The 18,936-nt window shown below is 64.4% G+C and carries 22 protein-coding genes; 8 read left to right on the forward strand and 14 right to left on the reverse strand.

Annotated features, from left to right (window positions below; genetic code table 11):
• Positions 1–53: 53 nt before the first annotated feature.
• The 4 genes from R9B85_RS01860 to R9B85_RS01875 form a co-directional block, all read right to left on the reverse strand.
• Positions 54–842, reverse strand: coding sequence for a substrate-binding periplasmic protein (locus R9B85_RS01860; protein ID WP_112252611.1), 789 nt, complete (start codon positions 840–842; stop codon positions 54–56).
• A 165-nt stretch (positions 843–1,007) separates the two neighbouring features.
• Positions 1,008–1,649 (reverse strand): LysE family translocator, encoded by a 642-nt coding sequence (locus R9B85_RS01865; RefSeq protein WP_112252612.1) that lies wholly within the window; start codon positions 1,647–1,649, stop codon positions 1,008–1,010.
• A 49-nt stretch (positions 1,650–1,698) separates the two neighbouring features.
• The gene (locus R9B85_RS01870; RefSeq protein WP_112252613.1) at positions 1,699–1,899 is read right to left on the reverse strand and encodes a DUF1289 domain-containing protein; all 201 of its coding nucleotides are present in this window, start codon (positions 1,897–1,899) and stop codon (positions 1,699–1,701) included.
• A gap of 8 nt (positions 1,900–1,907) precedes the next feature.
• Positions 1,908–2,225 carry a hypothetical protein gene (locus tag R9B85_RS01875; protein WP_112252614.1) on the reverse strand — a complete coding sequence of 106 codons (318 nt, stop codon included), beginning with the start codon at positions 2,223–2,225 and terminating at the stop codon, positions 1,908–1,910.
• Positions 2,226–2,540: 315 nt separating this feature from the next.
• On the opposite strand from R9B85_RS01875, the gene R9B85_RS01880 reads away from it, so the two are divergent.
• Positions 2,541–4,289, forward strand: a complete 1,749-nt coding sequence (locus tag R9B85_RS01880; protein WP_112252615.1) for a BCCT family transporter — start codon at positions 2,541–2,543, stop codon at positions 4,287–4,289.
• A 114-nt stretch (positions 4,290–4,403) separates the two neighbouring features.
• On the opposite strand, the gene R9B85_RS01885 is transcribed toward R9B85_RS01880, so the two are convergent.
• On the reverse strand, positions 4,404–4,883 hold the full coding sequence (locus R9B85_RS01885; RefSeq protein ID WP_112252616.1) for a VOC family protein: 480 nt from the start codon (positions 4,881–4,883) through the stop codon (positions 4,404–4,406).
• A 203-nt stretch (positions 4,884–5,086) separates the two neighbouring features.
• On the opposite strand from R9B85_RS01885, the gene R9B85_RS01890 reads away from it, so the two are divergent.
• The gene (locus R9B85_RS01890; protein ID WP_423770770.1) at positions 5,087–5,737 is read left to right on the forward strand and encodes a TIGR04211 family SH3 domain-containing protein; all 651 of its coding nucleotides are present in this window, start codon (positions 5,087–5,089) and stop codon (positions 5,735–5,737) included.
• A gap of 120 nt (positions 5,738–5,857) precedes the next feature.
• Here R9B85_RS01890 and R9B85_RS01895 read toward each other — a convergent pair whose 3' ends face one another.
• Positions 5,858–6,130: a hypothetical protein gene (locus R9B85_RS01895; RefSeq protein WP_196178189.1), complete on the reverse strand. Its 273-nt coding sequence runs from the start codon at positions 6,128–6,130 to the stop codon at positions 5,858–5,860.
• A 94-nt stretch (positions 6,131–6,224) separates the two neighbouring features.
• Entirely contained in the window at positions 6,225–7,145 is a 921-nt protein-coding gene (locus R9B85_RS01900; protein WP_215521258.1) for a LysR family transcriptional regulator, read from the reverse strand.
• A 124-nt stretch (positions 7,146–7,269) separates the two neighbouring features.
• On the opposite strand from R9B85_RS01900, the gene R9B85_RS01905 reads away from it, so the two are divergent.
• Both R9B85_RS01905 and R9B85_RS01910 read left to right on the forward strand, forming a co-directional pair.
• Positions 7,270–8,004, forward strand: coding sequence for an SDR family NAD(P)-dependent oxidoreductase (locus R9B85_RS01905; protein WP_423770771.1), 735 nt, complete (start codon positions 7,270–7,272; stop codon positions 8,002–8,004).
• Positions 8,005–8,022: 18 nt separating this feature from the next.
• Positions 8,023–8,229: a tautomerase family protein gene (locus R9B85_RS01910; RefSeq protein ID WP_061551649.1), complete on the forward strand. Its 207-nt coding sequence runs from the start codon at positions 8,023–8,025 to the stop codon at positions 8,227–8,229.
• Positions 8,230–8,351: 122 nt separating this feature from the next.
• Here the strand turns inward: R9B85_RS01910 and R9B85_RS01915 are convergent, their stop codons facing one another.
• Positions 8,352–9,233, reverse strand: coding sequence for a LysR family transcriptional regulator (locus R9B85_RS01915; RefSeq protein ID WP_207879037.1), 882 nt, complete (start codon positions 9,231–9,233; stop codon positions 8,352–8,354).
• Between the two features lie 108 nt (positions 9,234–9,341).
• Between R9B85_RS01915 and argC the strand changes: the two genes are divergently transcribed.
• Positions 9,342–10,283, forward strand: coding sequence for an N-acetyl-gamma-glutamyl-phosphate reductase (gene argC / locus R9B85_RS01920; protein ID WP_215521256.1), 942 nt, complete (start codon positions 9,342–9,344; stop codon positions 10,281–10,283).
• A 79-nt stretch (positions 10,284–10,362) separates the two neighbouring features.
• Positions 10,363–11,049, forward strand: a complete 687-nt coding sequence (locus R9B85_RS01925) for a GNAT family N-acetyltransferase (protein ID WP_215521255.1) — start codon at positions 10,363–10,365, stop codon at positions 11,047–11,049.
• A 93-nt stretch (positions 11,050–11,142) separates the two neighbouring features.
• Here the strand turns inward: R9B85_RS01925 and R9B85_RS01930 are convergent, their stop codons facing one another.
• The 5 genes from R9B85_RS01930 to R9B85_RS01950 all read right to left on the reverse strand — a co-directional run bounded on the left by R9B85_RS01930 (position 11,143) and on the right by R9B85_RS01950 (position 15,632).
• Positions 11,143–11,898 (reverse strand): ABC transporter permease, encoded by a 756-nt coding sequence (locus tag R9B85_RS01930; RefSeq protein WP_112252622.1) that lies wholly within the window; start codon positions 11,896–11,898, stop codon positions 11,143–11,145.
• Positions 11,898–13,103, reverse strand: coding sequence for an ABC transporter substrate-binding protein (locus tag R9B85_RS01935; RefSeq protein ID WP_112252623.1), 1,206 nt, complete (start codon positions 13,101–13,103; stop codon positions 11,898–11,900). Before R9B85_RS01935 ends, R9B85_RS01930 begins: the two co-directional genes overlap by 1 nt.
• Positions 13,090–13,911 carry an ABC transporter ATP-binding protein gene (locus tag R9B85_RS01940; protein WP_423770772.1) on the reverse strand — a complete coding sequence of 274 codons (822 nt, stop codon included), beginning with the start codon at positions 13,909–13,911 and terminating at the stop codon, positions 13,090–13,092. The genes R9B85_RS01935 and R9B85_RS01940 overlap by 14 nt, the downstream gene beginning before the upstream one ends.
• Entirely contained in the window at positions 13,908–14,972 is a 1,065-nt protein-coding gene (locus R9B85_RS01945) for an acyl-CoA dehydrogenase family protein (protein ID WP_112252625.1), read from the reverse strand. The genes R9B85_RS01940 and R9B85_RS01945 overlap by 4 nt, the downstream gene beginning before the upstream one ends.
• A 99-nt stretch (positions 14,973–15,071) precedes the next feature.
• On the reverse strand, positions 15,072–15,632 hold the full coding sequence (locus R9B85_RS01950; protein WP_112252626.1) for a carboxymuconolactone decarboxylase family protein: 561 nt from the start codon (positions 15,630–15,632) through the stop codon (positions 15,072–15,074).
• 102 nt (positions 15,633–15,734) lie between these two features.
• On the opposite strand from R9B85_RS01950, the gene R9B85_RS01955 reads away from it, so the two are divergent.
• Positions 15,735–16,646 carry an AraC family transcriptional regulator gene (locus R9B85_RS01955; protein WP_112252627.1) on the forward strand — a complete coding sequence of 304 codons (912 nt, stop codon included), beginning with the start codon at positions 15,735–15,737 and terminating at the stop codon, positions 16,644–16,646.
• Positions 16,647–16,763: 117 nt separating this feature from the next.
• On the opposite strand, the gene R9B85_RS01960 is transcribed toward R9B85_RS01955, so the two are convergent.
• Positions 16,764–17,303, reverse strand: coding sequence for an RrF2 family transcriptional regulator (locus tag R9B85_RS01960; protein ID WP_112252628.1), 540 nt, complete (start codon positions 17,301–17,303; stop codon positions 16,764–16,766).
• Between the two features lie 259 nt (positions 17,304–17,562).
• Here R9B85_RS01960 and R9B85_RS01965 point away from each other — a divergent pair, with 259 nt between their 5' ends.
• Positions 17,563–18,765, forward strand: coding sequence for an NAD(P)/FAD-dependent oxidoreductase (locus R9B85_RS01965; protein WP_112252629.1), 1,203 nt, complete (start codon positions 17,563–17,565; stop codon positions 18,763–18,765).
• Positions 18,766–18,936 lie beyond the last annotated feature (171 nt).

Genomic DNA, 18,936 nt, shown 5'->3' on the forward strand with positions numbered 1-18,936 from the left:
CCCCATCGCGACACAAGGCCGCTCCTACAAGGGACCGCATACCAGGCTGCAATTTATTGCCACCGCTCCAGGTTTTGCTGCAACAGCTGCTCCGGCAACGCCCCGGCAACGATCTTTTCCATCTCCCTCGCCAGCGCCTCACGCAGCTTCGGCTGGTTACAGGGCGAGTCATGCGACAGCGCCAGGTACAGCCCTTCGCTGGATATCGGTGGCTCCAGCACCTGTACTGTGTCTGCAATCCCCAAGGTGCGCGTCAGCGCCAAGCCGGGATACTGTTCGTACACCACGTAATCGCTGCGCTTGTGCATCAACTTCTCGAATGCCTGCCTGGCACCGGGTACCGCTTCGAGGGTGAGGTTGGCCCGGGCGTAATCGTCGAACTGCTGGCCGTGGCTGTTGTTGACCAGCGTGCCGCCTTTGCGGCCCTTCAGGTCGGCCCATTGCCGGTAGGCAAAGGTATTGTCCTGGCGCACCCAGACAACGCTTGGGGTATGCAGGAATGCCGGGGCAATGAAGTCCATCTGCTGCTGACGGGCCTTGGTCAGGAAATACCCGGCCATCAGGTCGATCCGGCCCGTGCGCACCTCTTCCTGGGCGCGCGACCAAGGCCCGCCATAGACCACCTCGATTTCCAGCCCCAGTTGCTTGCCCAGGTACTTGAGCAGGTCGGCATTGGCACCGATCAGTTGCCGGGGGTTTTGCGGGTCGCGCCACAGGTAGGGGGGGTACTCCGGGTTGCCGGTGGCAGTCAGCCGCCGGCATTCCTCGTGCCCTACCGCCGCCAGCGGCAGCAGCAGGCACGACAACAGCAGCAAAGCGTGGCGAAAGCAGCGCTCGATCATCGACAACCCTCGGCACATGTAACATCCGCAGACCCGGAGCGGTGGCCAAAGGCTGCCACATCCTGTGGTCGACTGCAGCACCCATCTGTGCGTGCTGCAGATAGTCTGGACCATGTATGGCCATCAGGTTGGCCTTTCATCGGTCAGGGGAGCGCCCCTCGGTCTTCAGGCCCCCTGCCGGCGCATCGCCAGGATCGCCGCGCCAAAACCGATGAAGGTCGTGCCCACCACCCTGCTCACCCAGCGCGACAGCGACGGCCGGGTCAGCACGCCCTTGGCCCGTGCCGCCAGCGCGGCATACAGGCTCAGCGAAACCAGCGACAATGCTACGAATATCCCGGTCAGGATCAGGAACTGCGGCAGCAGGGCCGCCCCCTGGTCGATGAACTGCGGGAACAGTGCGGTGAAGAACATGGTCGCCTTGGGGTTGGTCACTGCCGTGAGAAACGCCGACTTGTAAAGTTTAAGCGGCGTGGGCCGGGCCTTGGTCATACCCTCTGCGGCGCCCTGCACCAGCATCGGGCTCTTTTTCAGCAATTGCCGCGCCCCCAGGTAGAACAGGTAGCCCGCCCCCAGGATCTTCACGGCGTTGAACAGTACTTCAGAACTGGCCAGCAGCGCCCCCAAGCCCAGCATGGCGGCTGCCGACAGGCAGAACAGGCCCGAGCCATTGCCCAGCGACGACCAGATCGCGCTGCGTTGGCCATGGGCCAGGCTGTTGTTGATGGCCATCAGTGTGGCTGGGCCAGGGCTGGCGATCGCGATTGCAGCGACCAGGGTAAAAGCGAACAGCGAGTGAGAATCCATTTCAGGCTCGTCAGACAGTCAGGAAAGGCCGCGCGCAAAAGGCGCAGGTTCAGTCGGCATTCTGCCGCTTGGCCGCCTTCTTGGCGATAGCCTTCATCCGCGTTGCCGCCCGCTGCACGGTGGCCATCTTCTCGGGGCGCTTCATGCCCCGCCATTTGCGGATTTCCTCACGGGTACGACCGCAGCTCACGCACAGCTCGCTATTGAGCTGGCACAGCGAGACGCAGGGGTTGTCGATGTCTTTGGCCATGCCGCCACTCAGCCAGGCAATTCTGCCTGCGCGCGCTCGGCGGCGCTGTGGAACACCTGGCGCACTTCCTCGGCCTTGACCTTGCTGACCGATCGGGCAGCCAGCAGCTCGTCGACCACGCGCAAGCCCTGCTCCACGGCGGTGGCCAGTTGATCGCGGTCGGAGGCATCAGCGATATCACCCAGATAAGGAGCGATGAGATACACGTAACGGTCCTGCAGCTTGAGCGCTTCCAGCGCGTCGAGGGCTTTCTGGAACCGATCGGCAGCGGCAGGGCTCATGCTCAATTTATCGAAGTGAATCAGGCTCACACGGTCAGTGGCCATTTGGACGAATCTCCGTTTCCTGGTACGGCCAGGTCCACAAGCAGCAGCGCTTCTACGGTGCTCGGATGTGCAGGCCCGGGGAATGCCCATCAGGGTACCAGAACGCGAAGCAGAAAGGGTCATCCCCCCCAGAACTAAAAGTATTTGGCAGGTCGCGTAATGGACGCCCCGAGGCGTTATCGGGACAGGAGCCGCCGTTTCGTGCGCAGGATAATCGCGCCAGCAATCTCCTCGCCGAGACAGTCATCGAACTCGGTCGCCCACACAACTACAAGCCTGCACCAGCAGGTAAGCCGAAAAGGGGCCTCATCATTCATGGCAAAGGAACACATCACCGAAACGCTCGACCTTGGCGTGACGGACCCCTCGAAAACCGCAGAAGCACGCCAGGACCGGCATTTCGAGGGCAAGCTTGACTGGATCGTCTTTGGTTTCACCAGCCTCCTGGCAATCGCTTTCGTCCTCTGGGGCTTCCTCAACCAGGCCAGCCTCGCCAGCAGAGCCTCCAGCGCGCAATCCTGGGTCATACTCAACTTCGGCTGGTTCTTCGTGCTTACTTCCTCGCTGTTCGTGGTGTTCGTGCTGTGGCTGGCCGCCAGTCGTTACGGCCGGGTCCCGCTGGGCCGTGATGGCGAGCAGCCAGAATTCCGCACGGTGTCCTGGGTGGCGATGATGTTCAGCGCCGGCATGGGCATCGGCCTGATGTTCTTCGGCGTTGCCGAACCGCTGTCGCACTATGTGTCGCCACCACCAGCGACGACCGCCGGGCAGTCCAGCGAAGCGATGCAGGTGGCCATGGCCACCACGCTGTTCCACTGGACCCTGCACCCTTGGGCCATGTACGCCATCGTCGGTCTGGTAATTGCCTATGGCACCTTCCGCCGCGGCCGTTCGCAGCTCATCTCCGCCGCCTTCCGGCCGTTGATCGGCAAGCATGCCAACGGCCCGCTCGGCCGCCTGATCGACATGATGGCGATCTTCGCCACGCTGTTCGGTTCGGCGGCCTCGCTGGGCCTGGGCGCGCTGCAGATCGCTGGTGGCCTGGAATACAACGGCTGGATCGAAAGCCCCGGCAAACTGTTCTACATCTCGATCATCACCCTGCTGACCATCGCCTTCGTCACCTCGGCGGTGTCGGGCATCGGCAAGGGTATCCAGTGGCTGTCCAACACCAACATGGTGCTGGCGCTGGTGCTGGCGGTGTTCGTGTTCATGGTCGGCCCGACCCTGCTGATGCTCAACCTGTTGCCAACCTCGATTGGCATCTACGTCAAGATGCTGCCTGAGATGATGGCCCGCACCAATGCCAGCGGCGGTGAACAGATGAACAGCTGGCTGGCCGGCTGGACCGTGTTCTACTGGGCCTGGTGGATTTCCTGGACGCCGTTCGTGGGCATGTTCATCGCCCGCATCAGCCGCGGCCGCACCATCCGCCAGTTCGTTACCGGGGTGCTGCTGGTACCGAGCCTGGTCAGCCTTGTGTGGTTCACCATCTTTGGCGGCGCGAGTATCGAAGCCCTGCGCGAAGGCGCCTTCCAGCTGGCCAATGGCACGGTCAACAGCAACCACGCGTTGTACCAGTTGCTGGACAGCTACCCGCTGGCCTCGGCGACATCCGTGCTGGTGATGGTTCTGGTGGGTATCTTCTTCGTCTCCGGTGCCGATGCGGCCTCGCTGGTGATGGGCACGCTGTCCGAACACGGCACTACCACGCCATCACGGCGCACGGTGATCTTCTGGGGTGCGCTGACCGGTACGGTGGCGGCGATCATGCTGGCAATCGGCGACCCGCGCGATCCTGGTGAGGCGCTGACCGGCCTGCAGAACCTGACCATCGTCGTGGCCCTGCCGTTCGTGGTGGTGATGGTGCTGCTTTGCCTGGCGCTGTATCGCGACCTGCGCAAGGACCCGATGATGCTGCGCCACCTGCGCGGCAACGAACTGATCGAAAAGGCCGTGTTGTATGGCGCGGTGAAGCATGGCGAAGAGTTCTACATTGTGGTGCAGGAGAAGAAGGCTTCGGCCAAACCGACGTCGGCAGAGGCTGAAGTGACCGGCAACTGATTGGGCAAGCCTGTGAGATCGGGGCTGCTGCGCAGCCCTTCGCAGGCACAGCGTGAGCCGCAAGCTTGCGCTGTACCTGTGGGAGCGGGTTCACCCGCGAAGCAGGCGGCGCGGTCAGCCCTTCAACGCCGCCTCTATCCTGGCCACATCGATCTTGCCCATCTGCATCATCGCCTCGAACGCCCGCTTGGCCGCCGCCCGGTCGGGGTGGCCGATGGCTTCGATGAGGATGCGCGGGGTGATCTGCCACGAAATCCCCCATTTATCCTTGCACCAGCCGCAGACGCTGGCCTCGCCGCCATTACCGACGATGGCATCCCACAAGCGGTCGGTCTCTGCCTGATCCTCGGTGCTGACCTGGAATGAAAATGCCTCACAATGGGTGAAGGCCTTACCTCCATTGAGCCCCACGCAGGGGATCCCCATGACGGTGAACTCCACCGTGATCACGTCGCCCTCCCTGCCCGACGGGTAATCACTCGGCGCCTTGTGCAGGGCTACTACCTTGCTGTCGGGAAAGACCCTGGCGTAGAAGCTCGCCGCCTCCTCGGCGTCGTTGTCGTACCAGAGGCAGACGGTGTTCCTGGCAGTCATGGCCTTGCTCCATGAAAGAGTGTGAGCCTATGAGTCTAGCCCGAGTTGCCGGATGGGTCGCTGCAACATCCTGCAGACATTTCCGACACCAGGTAGTGAACCCGCTTACCAAAAAACGGTCTTTCGCTGACGGTCAACCCACCGACCGGTTCATCGGCCCAGTCACCGGGCCTACTTTTGTCCTGTTTCAGCGAAGACCCAACATGCCCGATTCCCGCCTAACTGCTTCCGCCCTCACTGCCCTGCGCGGCGGCCTGATCGCCAGCCTGGTGACCCTTGCCGCGCCGGTGCACGCCGAAGAGCCTGCCAGCGATGCACGCTGGGTCAGCGATAGCCTGAGCACCTATGTGCGCAGCGGCCCCACCGATGGCCACCGCATTGTCGGTACGCTCAAGTCCGGGCAGAAGCTGACCCTGATCGACACCCAGGGCAACTACAGCCAGGTGCGCGGGCAGAACGGCGATTTGGTATGGATTCTCAGCAACGACCTGCAGTCGGTGCCAGGCCAGAGCGAACGCCTGCCGCAGTTAGATGCCCAGGTCGCGGACCTGACCGGGCAGCTGAAGAACATCGACGACAGCTGGAAGAACCGCGTGCAGGGCATGCAGGAAACCCTCGATTCACGCAAGAAGCTGATAGACGAACTGGAAGCACGCAACAAGGCGCTGAATGAGCAGCTTGACCAGAGCCAGTCGCAGCTGCGCGATACCCAGGCGCGCCTGGGGGACGAGAACAAGCAGGTGATGATGCGCTACATGGTGTATGGCGGCAGCATTGCCGGCGCGGGCTTGCTGGCGGGGCTGATCCTGCCGGCGCTGACCCGTGGGCGCCGGAAAAACGATCGCTGGTTCTGACTGGGCTTTCCTGTACTGGCCTCTTCGCGGGCTTGCCCGCTCCCACAGGTACCGCGCTGGCCTTGAGCCTGATGGAGATGCTGTGGGAGCGGGTTTACCCGCGAAGGGGCCAGTAAGGGCTTACCTGCTACGTGCTTTGTTGTAAATGGTCTTGGCCAGGTCCGCCGAGGCCTGACACTGAGTCATATCACCCTTGGCCTGAGCATCCTTGGCATTTTGCAGGTGGACTTTGAAGTCATGGGCCATGCCGCCATGCATTGCCTGGCCACTGGCCTTGTCGAAATCCTCAAGTTCCTTGATCTTGGCCGCACAGTTGCTCGCCGGGTCTGCGTGTGCGGCAAAACTGAGGACCGAGGCAATCACCAGCAAAGGTATGCATTTCGTGGATTTCATGGAGCGTTCTCCTGGAAAACCTGAAGGGTCGTCGAGATGACATTGGCTCGACGCAGCAAACAGCATAGTCGGCCATACGCCCCGGCGCCTCGCCTCAACCCGGGGACCATGCTCCCTCGGCTAACAGAAAATCGATGAACACCCGCACCCGCAGCGGCATGTGCCGAGCCTGGGGGTAGATCAGCATGAACGGCCGCGAAGTGCCGCCAAATTCGGCGAGCACTTCCACCAGTTCGCCACTGGCCAGTGCATCCTGCACGGTAAAGCGGTAAGCCTGCATCAGCCCGCCGCCATGGCGCACCAGCGTGGCGGTGGCGAGGAAGTCGCCCAGGCAGGTGAACCCACCCTGGGTTTCGATCTCCACCTGCTGGCCCTGCTGGCGAAAGCTCCATGGTGGGTGGCGGCCACTGCTGGGCAGTTCGAACTGGATGCACTCATGTTGCAGCAAGTCGTGTGGTGTTCGTGGCGTGCCGGCACGGGCCAGGTAGCCCGGCGTAGCCACCACCACCAGTTCGGCATCTTCCAGGCGACGCGCCACCAACCGTGAATCGGCCGGCTCGCGGCCACGAATGGCCAGGTCGAATGGTTCCTCGGCAAAGTCGACGTTGCGGTTGCTGACATGCACATCCACCTGCACCTTTGGGTAGCGCTGGCGAAACCGCGGCAGCAGCGGCAACAGCCGGTGGTGGGCATAGGGTGTGGGTGCACTGATGCGCAGCCGACCACTCGGCTCGACTTGCCCACCGGTGACCTGGCGCTCAGCCTCCACCAACTGCCCCAGTGCCTGCCGGCATTGCTGGTAATAGGCCTGGCCGGCTGCGGACAGGCGCATCTGCCGGGTGGTGCGGACGAACAGGCGCACGCCCAGGCGCTCTTCCAGGCGCGCCACGCTGCGGCTGACCGCCGCCGGCGTAACACCGGCCTCCGTGGCCGCAGCAGTGAAGCTGCCGCTGTCGGCGGCCAGGCAGAACAGCTCCAGGCTGCCCAGTTGCAAATCGTCGAAATGGCGGGTCATGACGGCCTGATTGATTACATGATGTATCGATTGAAATGTCCCGCGCCTCATTTTTCAAGTGCTGATTGCAACCTACAGTGGCTTCACACCGAGCCCATGGCTCACTTCACTGGAGATCATGCACATGAATACGCCACGCACCGTCATCATTACCGGGGCCTCGAGCGGCCTGGGTTTCGCCCTGGCCGAGGCCTTCCTCGAACGCGGCGACAACGTGGTCGGCAATGCCCGCAGCCAGGCCCGCCTTGAGCAAGCCGCCGCCCGCCTCGGCAACCCATCGCGCTTCATCGGCGTGGCTGGCGAGATCGCCGAACCGGGCACGGCGCAGCGCCTGTTCGCCAGCGCCGAGCAAGCCTTTGGTGGGGTCGACTTGCTGATCAACAACGCCGGCATCTTCATTGCCAAGCCATTTGCCGACTACAGCGAAGCGGATGTCGAAGCCCTGGTCGGCACCAACCTCAAGGGCTTCTTCTACCCGGCCCAGGAAGCGGCGCGGATCATGACCAGGCAAGGGCATGGGCAGATCATCGCCATCACCGCCTCCATCGCCTTGCAACCGGACACCCGCGTACCCGCCCTGCTGCCGGTACTGGTCAAGGGTGGCCTGAACCAGGCGGTGAAAGGCCTGGCCCTGGAACTTGCAGCCAGCGGCGTGCAGGTGAATGCGGTGGCACCGGGGATCATCGATACGCCGCTGCATGGCGGCAACACGCAAGGCATGGGCGCGCTGTCGCCCAGTGGCCGCACCGGCTTGCCACAGGATGTTGTGGATGCAGTGTTGTACCTGGCCGACTCACGCTTCGTCAGCGGCGTGATCCTGCCGGTGGATGGCGGTAGCACCGCTGGCACCTGGCATTGAACCGAGGAGCGAGCAACCATGCCCTATGTCCATATTCGCGTGACCGATGAAGGCGTGAGCGCTGAGCACAAGCGCCAGCTGATCGAACAGACGACCCGCATGCTGCAGCAGGTGCTGGGCAAGCCGCCGGCCAGTACCTTTGTGGTGATCGAGGAGGTGCCGACCGATAACTGGGGGGTTGGCGGGGAGACAGTGACTGCGGTGCGGGCGCGAGAGCGGGGGTGACCCAGGGGCCGCTTTGCGGCCCAATCGCCGGCAAGCCAGCTCCCACAGGATCACCACAGGCCTGAACATTGTGGGGTCCCTGTGGGAGCTGGCTTGCCGGCGATGGGCTGCACAGCAGCCCCCTACTGGCGCAACCGCTCCAACGCCTGCAACACATACCCCGTGGCCCGCTCCATCTGCCCTTCCCGGCAAGCAATACCCAATTGCCGCCACAACCCCGGCCGCAACGGCCGGCGGGCAATGCGCCGGTCCAGCTCGGCCGCCTCCCCCTCCTGCGGCAGCAGCGTCGCCCCATACCCGGCCCCGACCAGGCTCTTGATCGCATCGTTGTAGTTCAGCTCGATTCGCGGCTCGGGGTACAAGCCCGCGGCCGCGAACCACTCACCGGTCACCCGCGAAAGCTGGGTGCTGCTGTCGTTGAGGATCAACGCCCGCTGCGCCAGCCAGGCCGGCGTGACCCTGGCCGGCGGCTGCCAGTCGGCCGGCACGTAGGCCAGGATCGGGTCGCGCCGCCAGGGCGTAACCGCAAGCCCTTTGCCGGCCACCTGTGGCAAGGCCACCAGGCCGATATCCAGCGTGCCCTCGCGCAGGCGCGCCAACGAAGCCTGGGAGGTCAGCACCTGTACCTGCACATCGATCCCTGGGTGCACCGTACGCAGGTGCTCCAGCGCCTGCGGCAGCAGGTGCGCGATGGCACCGGTGGAAGCGCCCAGGCGTACCCGGCCGGTCAGGCCCTCGACCTGCCGGCGCACTTCATCCAACGCCAGGTCGGCGTCAGCCAGCAGGCGGCGGGCACGTGCCAGCAGGGTTTCACCGATGGCCGTGGGCCGCACCTGGCCGCGAGTGCGGGTAAGCAACGGGGCGCCGATGCGCGCCTCCAGCTCGGCCACGTGCAGGCTGATGGTGGGCGGTGCCAGGTTCAGCTGGCGAGCGGCTTCGGCAAAGGAGCCCAGGTCGGAGATGGCCACCAGGGTGCGGAGGCGGTCGAGGCTGATTTCGCGCATGGGCCAAACTCATTCAGAAAAGATGAACATGTCGATCATCATATTCAAATTTTCTTTACCAAAGCCAAAAGCGAACATAGGCCATCCCTCCCCGACCGGACTTTGACCATGCACACCCCTGTTGTCTTCATCGACGGTGACCAAGGCACCACCGGCCTGCAGATTCATGCCCGCCTGCAAGGCCGTAGCGACCTGCGCCTGCTGACCCTGCCCGAAGCCGAACGCAAAGACCCGCAACGGCGCCGCGAGGCAATCAACAGCGCCGACATCGCCCTGCTGTGCCTGCCCGACGATGCCGCCCGCGAGGCCGTGGCGGCGATCCATAACCCGCAGGTGCGGGTGATCGACGCAAGCTCCGCGCACCGCACCAGCCCAGGCTGGGTCTATGGCCTGCCGGAGCTCGACGAGCAACAAGCCGAGCGCATCGCGCACAGCAAGCGCGTCAGCAACCCTGGCTGCTACCCTACCGGCGCCATCGCCCTGTTGCGGCCACTGGTCAAGGCCGGCCTGCTGCCAGCGGATTACCCGCTGAACATCCACGCCATCTCCGGCTATTCCGGTGGTGGCCGCGCCGCAGTCGAACGGCATGAACAGCCCGCCGCCGGCAAAAACCCAGCCCTGCAACTGTACGGCCTGGAGCTGGCGCACAAGCATGTGCCGGAGATCCAGCAGCACGCCGGGCTGTCGGCGCGGCCGATGTTCATGCCCGGCTACGGTGCCTACCGCCAGGGCATCGTGCTGAGCATCCCGCTGCAGTTGCGCCTGCTGCCCGGCCAGGTCAGTGCCGAACAGCTGCAGGCCTGTCTGCAGCAGTACTACCAGGGTGCCCGCCATGTCCAGCTGATGCCCCTGCACCAGCACGGCGCAGCGCCGAACCTCGACCCCGAGGCGTTGAACGACAGCAACGACCTGCGCCTGGCGCTTTACGCCAACCCTGAGCATGGCCAGGTGCTGCTGACCGCAGTGTTCGACAACCTCGGCAAAGGTGCTTCCGGTGCGGCGGTGCAGAACCTCGACCTGATGCTCGGTGCATTGCAGGTACAAGGCTGACCGACAAAACCGGTTAGACTGTACAGCCCGCGCCCGCATGGCGCGGGCCGTCCATCTACCCGCCGGAGCCCACCCCCCGATGTTCATCCTGAGCCGCCTCGACAGCGTGCCGCCTGAATCTTTCCAGAACCAGATCCGCGAACTGGTGATCCACCACGTTGGCGAACTGAGCAGCGTCGCAATCAGCGCCGACAACCCGCTGTACCCGCTGTACCAGTACGGCGTCGGCATGGAGGTGCACCAGTACCTGCAAGCGCTGGACGGCACCCGCGGCCTGGCCGTGGCGCTGACCCTGGCGCTGGACGCCGAGGCGCCAGACCAGTTGCTGGGTTTTGCGCTGTCATTGCCGGCCGAGGACGATGAACAGGCGTGCGCCCTGGCGTTCCTGGCCGTGCGCGCCAGCCATTGTCGCCAGGGCATCGCCCGTGCCCTGCTGGGCGACCTGCAGGCACGCCATGCCTGCGTCGAACTGAACGCCTTCGCCGGCCAGGTACCGTGGTTCGAGGCGATGGGCATGCAGGTGGTTGCCGCCAACGGGCCGCAGGTACTGATGAGCAGTACCGGCCAGGCTAGCGGCGCGCTGATCGGGCGGCTGGATATAGCGCCGATCTACCAGACAGCGGAAGTGATGCAGATCCATACCTACCTGCTCAACCAGCAGGGTGAGGATGCGATGATCGAAGCGGAACAGATGCGGGATGAGCGGCTGGACGAACTGACCGCTCAGGCCCAGGAGTGTGTACGGCAGCGCAAGACCGTGCATTGATCCAAGGACTTCTTCGCGGGTAAACCCGCTCCCACAGGCCCGGTGACATCCCTGTGGGAGCGGGTTTACCCGCGAAGAAGCCGCAACGCCCCGTCAGCCATGCACCCAACGCCGATGCAGCCCACGCGCCAGGGCATCCAGCACAAACCCCAGCACCCCGATCAGCAGCACCATCGCCATCAGCTCGGAATACGCCAGCCGGTCGCGGGTATCGAGAATGAAGTACCCCAGCCCAGCACTGACCCCGAGCATTTCGCACGGCACCAGCACGATCCACAGAATACCGATGGCCAGGCGCACGCCGGTCAGCACATGGCCGATCACCCCGGGCACGATCACCTTGCACAAGGTTTCCCAGCGCGTGGCGCTCAAACTGCGGCTCAACTGCAACCAGCGCGGGTCCAGTTGCCTTACCCCGGCCGCCGTGTTCAGCAAGATCGGCCACAACGCAGCAAATGCCAGCAGGAAGTAGATAGGCTGGTCCCCCACGCCCATCAGCATCACCACCACCGGCATCCACGACAGCGGCGAGATCATGCGCAGGAACTGGAACGCCGGCGTGGTCGCCGCCTCCAGGTGCCGGTAGCTGCCCACCAGCAAGCCCAGTGGCACGCCGATCAGCAGCGCCAGCAGCAGCCCGACCAGGATACGCTTGAGGCTGACCCAGATATGCCCGTACACCTCGCCCTGCCCAAGCAACTCGATCAGGCTGGCCAGGGTCGCTGCTGGCGAAAAGCGTGCCGACAAGCCATCGGCCTGGCCGAACAGCGCGACACCGGCCCACCACAACAGCAACAAACCCAGCAACCCGGCCAGCCCCAGGCCGGCATGAACGACATGCGTGCGCATCAGACCGCGAACTCCTCGCTACGCTCGAAGTTATCGGCGATTCCGAACACCGACGGCCCGCCAACGCTGGCGATGGCGTTGCGCACGAAGCGGTCGTCGACCAGATCGCGGGCGGTATGCGCCGGGTCCAGGCCGGCCAGGAACGCGTTATCGCCCTCGATCAGGGTGGTTTTCAGGCGCTTGACCAGTTCTTCGGTGTAGCTGGGGAACGGGTAAGGCTGGAAATCGATGCGCTTTTCGTCCCACTGCTGGTGGCGAATGGCGCCGCTGGCAATGTAACCGGCACGGTCCTCCGCGGCCGGGGCCAGCACTTTGCCAAGCACTGCTGGTTCATGCGGGGTGTACTTGTTGGGGCCGGCTTTGGACAACAATGCAGCGGCCTCGGCGCGGTGGTCACGGGTCCAGTGCTGGGCCTTGACGATGGCGTTGACTACCTTCTGCGACCACTCCGGGCGGTTGTTCAGGTCGTGCTCGTGCATGAACACCACACAGCAGGCGTGGTTGCGCCACACATCGCCGGTAAAGCGCTGCACCCGGCCGACCTTGAGGTTCTCGGCCAGGGCGTTGAATGGCTCGGCGACGATATAGCCGGCGATGCGCTTGCTGGCCAGCGCCGGCGGCATGTCGGATGGCGGCAATACCAACAGGTTGACTTCGTTGCCGGCCAGTGGCGCATTGGCCGGCTTCGACACCGGGGTCAGGCCGTTGTCGTTGAGCATCTGTTGCAGCACGACGTTGTGGATCGAGTACCAGAACGGGATGGCCACGGTCTTGCCGCCCAGCTGCTTCATGTCGTTGATGTCCGGGGCCACGGTCAGGCCTGAACCGCCCACATGGTTCCAGGCCACCACCTTGGCCGGCACCTTGCTGCCGTAACGGGCCCATACGGTCATCGGCGACAGCAGGTGAATGACATTGACCTGGCCAGAGATGAACGCCTCGATCACCTGGGCCCAGCTGCGCAGCAGCACCGGGCGCTCGACCTTGATGCCCTCGGCCTCGAACAGGCCGTTGTTGTGCGCGACCAGCAGCGGCGTGGCGTCAGTGATTGGCAGATAGCCGATACGCACTGGCGCGTCGGGCTCGGCGGCGGCACGGGCCTGCAGGCTCGACAGCAACGGCAGTGCACCGGCAGCCGTGAGCATGGCGCCGAGCTTGAGGAAATCGCGACGCGAAGAAGAGGAACAGCAGTCATCCATGCACATGGACAGCCTCCGAGGGCAATGGGGTTGGAGTAGGTTCGACTGTGCGGCTTGCCCGCCGAAGGGTTTTGAGTATTTCGATGCGCAAGGCGCCCAGCTCCTCGACCCGCTGCGTCCGTGGTTGCGGCAGGTCGATGTGCCACTGGCCGAGGGTGTGCGCTGGGTGGTTGCCCAGTAGCAGTACCCGGTCGGAGAGCAGCAGGGCTTCGTCGATATCGTGGGTGATCAGCACCGCCGCCGTGTTGTGGGTGGCGATAAGTTTCAGCAGCAGTTGCTGCATGTCGGCCCGGGTCACTTCATCCAGCGCGCCGAACGGCTCGTCGAGCAACAGCACTTCGGGCTGGCGGGCCAGGCAGCGGGCCAGCGCGGTGCGCTGGGCCATGCCGCCAGACAACTGCGCCGGGTACTGGCCGCGGGCATGGGCCAGGCCCACGGCGGCAATCGCATGGTCGATGCGCGCGCGCCGTTCGGCGGCGGCAAGTTTTGGCTGGCGGGCAAAGTCCAGGCCGAAGGCGACGTTCTTTTCCAGGTTCAACCACGGCAACAGGCTGGGGTCCTGGAAGGCCACCGCCAGGCGTGGGTGCGGGCCTTGCAGCGGTTGGCCGTGCAGGGTCACGCTGCCACCGCGGGGCTGCTGCAGGCCGGCCAGAACCCGCAGCAGGCTGGACTTGCCGACCCCGCTGGGGCCGAGGATGGTCACCACTTCGCCGGGGGCCAGTTGCAGGTCGAACTGCGCCAGCACCGCCTGCCAGCCACCCTCGCGCGGGTAGCCCAGGCTGATGTCGCGGGCTTCGAGCAACACTGGGCTCATGCCGCGCCCGCCTGGCGTTGCAGTTCGGCGCGCAGTTGCACCAGGCTGGGCGTGACGATCGGCACGAAGGCCGACTCGCGCCAGCGGCGGGCAAAGCCTTCACCGTACTCGCTGAGGTAAGCCTTGCCACCACTGGCCTGCAACTCTAGCTGTACGGCGTCGGCAGCGCTTTCGGCCAGGGTGATGCGCAGCTTGAACAAGGCTGCCGGCTGCTGCTGGAAGCGGCCATCGAGCAGGCCCTGCTTGAGCTCGCTCACGGTGTTTTCCAGGCGCTCGCCGAGCACCTGGCGTGCTTCGTCGAGGAAGGATGCACGGCCATGCAGGTGTGCCTGCACTTCCGCCAGTGCCCGCCGCGCCAGGCCAATGGCCATGCCGCACTGCAGCGCCAGGAAAGCCGGGCGTACCCGAGGCAGGAACTCGCGGGCATTTTCGTGCAGCAACCAGCCGCGCTGCAATTGCACCTGGTGGAAGGCCAGTGCCGCGGTGTTGCTCGACTGCAGGCCCATCAGTTGCAGGTCGTCGGAACGCTCCAGGCCCTGCGCGTCGGATGGAATGGCCAGCACGAACGGTGCTCCACCGGCTTCGTCTTCGATAGCCGCAGCCACCACGAAGCCGCTTTTGCGCAGGTTGGTCACCCAGTGCAGGCGCCCTTCCAGCTGCCAGCCATCGGCTGCCGGGCGGCCGCGCACCTGCAGCGCTTCGATGCCGGACAGGAACTTCATGGCGTTGGACAGCCCGGTGGCGCCGGCCAGTTCGCCAGTCAGCAGGCGCGGCAACAGGTGCTCGCGCAGGGGCTGGTTGGGGCTGTGCAGCAGGTATTCGATGAAGGCGCGCTGGCCCCAGCAGACGAACGCCGCTGCCAGCGAGCGGCTGGCGATTGCGGCGATGGCCTCGACCGCGTTGGTCACTTGCCCGCCCGTGCCGCCCAGGGCCGGGTCGACACCGACGCGCAGCAGCTGCGATTCGGCGATTTGCGCCAGTACCAGCTGCGGCTCGCAGTGGCCCCGGTCAATGGCCTCGGCATTGGCATCCAGCCAGTGTCGAAATGCACAATCTTGCATGGTCTTGCTCCTTTTGGGACGCCGGGGCCGCTGTGCGGCCCGTTCGCGGCACAAGGCCGCTCCTACAACGACCGCATCATGGCCGCTAGCAAACAGGGTCTATGCAGATGGCTGCCAGCGGTACTTGCCGAGCTCGTCATTGAGCGGCGTCTGGGCGAACACATTAGCAAAGTTGCACAGGGTTGCGAGGCTTACGCCCAGAATCACCTCCAGGGCGTTGCCTTCACTGAAGCCGGCGGCGCGGAAGGCCTGGTAAGTGTCCTCGCTGACATTGCCACGGGTGGCGATGACTTCGCGGGCGAACGCGGCCAGGGCTTCATAACGGGCATCGGGCAGCTCGCCACGGGCACGCAGGGCATCGACCACCTCCTGCGGCAGCTTGGCCTTGTTCAGGGCCACGGCCGTGTGGCCGGCCACGCAGAAGTCGCAGCCATGCTGGGTGGCGGCAATCAGCTGCACCACTTCACGCTCAGCCAGGCTCAGTTCGGATTTGCCGTTGAGTGCCGAAACGGTCACGTAGGTTTCCAGCGCCGCCGGGGCATTGGCCAGCACGCCCAGCAGGTTGGGGATGAAGCCGGAATTCTTCTGCGCGTTCTCGAGGAACGGGCGGGCCGCTTCCGGGGCGCTTTGCAGCGTGTGTAAAGTAATGCGCGCGGACATGGAGTAGTCTCCTTTGATGGGTGTCACTACAGTCTGTTGGTTATAAGAACTACCCTCCATATTCATCAGTCGCCTTTCCTTGCTCTAGAGTCTTTGCATTAGATGATTTCATCCAGCCACCTTGTCGATTGGTTATTAGAGGGCCTGGAGCTCGATGCCAGCCTGTTCCATGTAGGCCGCTACTGCGGCGGCTGGCACGCCAGCACCGAAGGCATGGGCAGGGCCAGCTTCCACCTGGTGGTGCAAGGGCATTGCTGGCTGCACATCGACGGCCAGCCCGAGGCACTGCGCCTGGAGGCCGGCGATGCGGTGTTCCTGTTGCGCGACCTCGGCTATCGCCTGGCCAGCGACCAGGACCCGGCCAGTGCCTGCACCCAGCCGCGCCAGCAGATGCAGGCCATGGACGTCGACGCGGTCGATGGCGTGGGGCTGGTATGTGGTTTCTTCCACTTCAGGCCGGGCTTGTCGGCGCTGATCGTCGACGGCCTGGCCGACTGGATATTGCTACGCGCCGATGAACCGGCCGGCCATGCAGCGCGGGCGTTGTTCGAGCTCATTCTGGAGGAATGCCGGCGCGCCGCCGGGCCGTCACAGACGTTGCTGGAGCGGCTGACGCACTTGTTGTTCCTGTATGTGCTACGCCAACAGGTGCATGCCGAGCAGCCATTGGGCGGGCTGGTCGCCCTCGCCCGGCAACCGGCGTTTGCCGGGTTGCTGGAGCAGTTGATCGAGCAACCGGGGCATGCGTGGACGCTGGAAAGCATGGCCGCCTGCACGGGGTTGTCGCGGTCGGCGTTTTTCAAGCGTTTCAACGAACTGGCCGGACAGTCGCCTGGGCAAGTACTGCTGGCGTTGCGCATGCGCCATGCCAGCCAGTTGCTGCGGGCGGGGCATACCGTGGAGCAGGTGGGGGCGCAGGTGGGGTATCAGTCGGTGGCGGCGTTTACCCGGGCGTTTGCCAAGGCGGTGGGGGTGCAGCCGGGGGCGTATCGGCGGCAGCATGAAGGGCGTTAGCCTGCACTGGCCTCTTCGCGGGTGAACCCGCTCCCACAGGGGTATCACAATCTCTGAAACTTGTGGGGTACCTGTGGGAGCGGGTTTACCCGCGAAGAGGCCAGCGCGGGCGACAATTCAGACCTCGGTGAGCGGAATATCTCCTGCCCCTTTACCCTCCCGCCGCTCACCCATCCACGCATTGACCTTCTGCCCGAACTCGGCCGGCGCCTTGCGCCCGAACCGCCGCGCCAAGTCAAGGATGGTCTGCTGCGCCAGGGCCTCTTCCATGCGCTTTTGCGCCCCCAGCATCACCGCATGGATCGCGCACATGCCCTCGGTCGCCCAAGCCGGCGGCGAACCCTCGAACAGGCTGCAACGTTCGCGAATTTCGCGGCAGTCGAAGATCTTCTTCGGCCCGTCGATGGCATTGACGATATCCAGCACGGTGATTTCATCCGACGGCCGCGCCAGCCGGAAGCCACCGCGCACGCCCTCGGTGGCAGCCACCAGCCCGGCACGGGCCAGCTTGGTGAAGACCTTGGCCAGGTACTCCTGGGGCACCCCCTGCAACTCGGCCAGGTCGCGCACGCTGGACTCGCGCGAGTCGCCCCGCTCGTCCACCAGGAACAGCAGGCAATGGATACCGTATTCGACGCCAGCACTGTAGAGCGACATATCTATCTCCGACCAATCTTGTCGCAAATGATACGCCTGTAGTACCTGCTCCGCAAAGTGCGCAGCTGCCGACGGCCGGCCGCTTTCATCCATTTATTCCAGTAAATACGGCTGTTCCGGCCAGGAAATGGCGGTGCGAAGTGTCGCCCTTCTGAAAAAAAGACTTGCAGGCACAAACTACGATCAATACAGTCGTAGTTACTCGAGAGGCACACAACCCGCCCTCGAAGCCCCCTTTCGAACCTTGCGGAGCACCTTCATGAACTCGAACATCCTCATCATCGGTGCCGGCTTTGCCGGTGTATGGAGCGCCCTGAGCGCTGCGCGCCTGCTCGATCAGGCCCAGCGTGCCGACATCAGCATCAGCGTCCTTGCTCCGCAGCCTGAACTGCGTATCCGCCCACGCTTCTACGAGGCCGACGTGCACGGCATGAAGGCCCCGCTGGGCGAGCTGTTCGAAGCCGTGGGCATTCATTTCATTCCGGGCAACGCCGACAGCATCGATACCGAAGGGCGCAGCGTCAGCTACACCGACGCCCAGGGGCACCGCCAACAGATCGCCTACGACCGCCTGATCCTCGCCGCTGGCAGCCAGGTCGCACGCCCGGCAGTGCCTGGCCTGGCCGAACATGCATTCGATGTCGACCAGATGGAATCGGCCATGCGCCTGGAACAGCACCTGGTCGGCCTGGCCGCCCTGCCCGCTTCGCCCGCACGCAACACTGTGGTGGTTTGCGGTGGTGGCTTCACAGGTATTGAAACGGCCACGGAAATGCCTGCCCGCCTGCGTGCCATCCTTGGCGCCAGTGCAGCATTGCGGGTGGTGGTGGTCGACCGCGGTGCGCACGTTGGCGCGGCGCTGGGCGCGGGTATCACGCCGTCGATCATCGCCGCCTGCAAACAGGCCGGGGTCGAGTGGAAGGCCGGGGCTTCGGTGGTGGCCGTCGATGCCGGTGGCGTTACCTTGGACAACGGCGACCATATCGCCAGCAACACCGTGATCTGGACCGTTGGCGTCAAGGCCAGCCCGTTGACTGCACAGGTTGCCGGCGAGCGTGACAACTTCGGCCGGCTGAAAGTGGACGACCACCTGAAGGTGCTGGGCCAGGACCATGTGTACGCCACGGGCGACACCGCCTGGGCCGCTGTGGACGAGCTGGGCAACCACGCCCTGATGACCTGCCAGCACGCCATCCCCATGGGCCGCCACTCCGGCAACAACGCAGCGGCTGACCTGCTCGGCCTGCAGCCGGTGTTGTACCGCCAGCCCAAGTACGTCACTTGCCTGGACCTGGGCGAATGGGGCGCGGCCTACAGCGAGGGTTGGGAACGCGAACTGAAACTGCATGGCCAGGAAGGCAAAGACCTCAAGCGCCAGATCAACTCGGTATGGATCTACCCGCCAGCGGCCGATCGCGCCCTGGCACTGGCCGCTGCCGACCCGCTGATCGCGATCGCTTGACCATAAACCTGACAAAACCGCCGCCTGATGGCGGTTTTGTCAATTAGTGTCATGACATGAAATGACCTTTCGAGAATGATGGCCATATGGCATCATTCAAGACAAAAAGAAATCAAGAGGTGAAGCACACAACTGAATCCGCAGCGCTTCCAGAGCCTGGCGCCACTTCCG

Origin of the sequence: Pseudomonas sp. NLJ1, assembly GCF_049486705.1 — a bacterium.
Classification (GTDB): domain Bacteria; phylum Pseudomonadota; class Gammaproteobacteria; order Pseudomonadales; family Pseudomonadaceae; genus Aquipseudomonas; species Aquipseudomonas inefficax.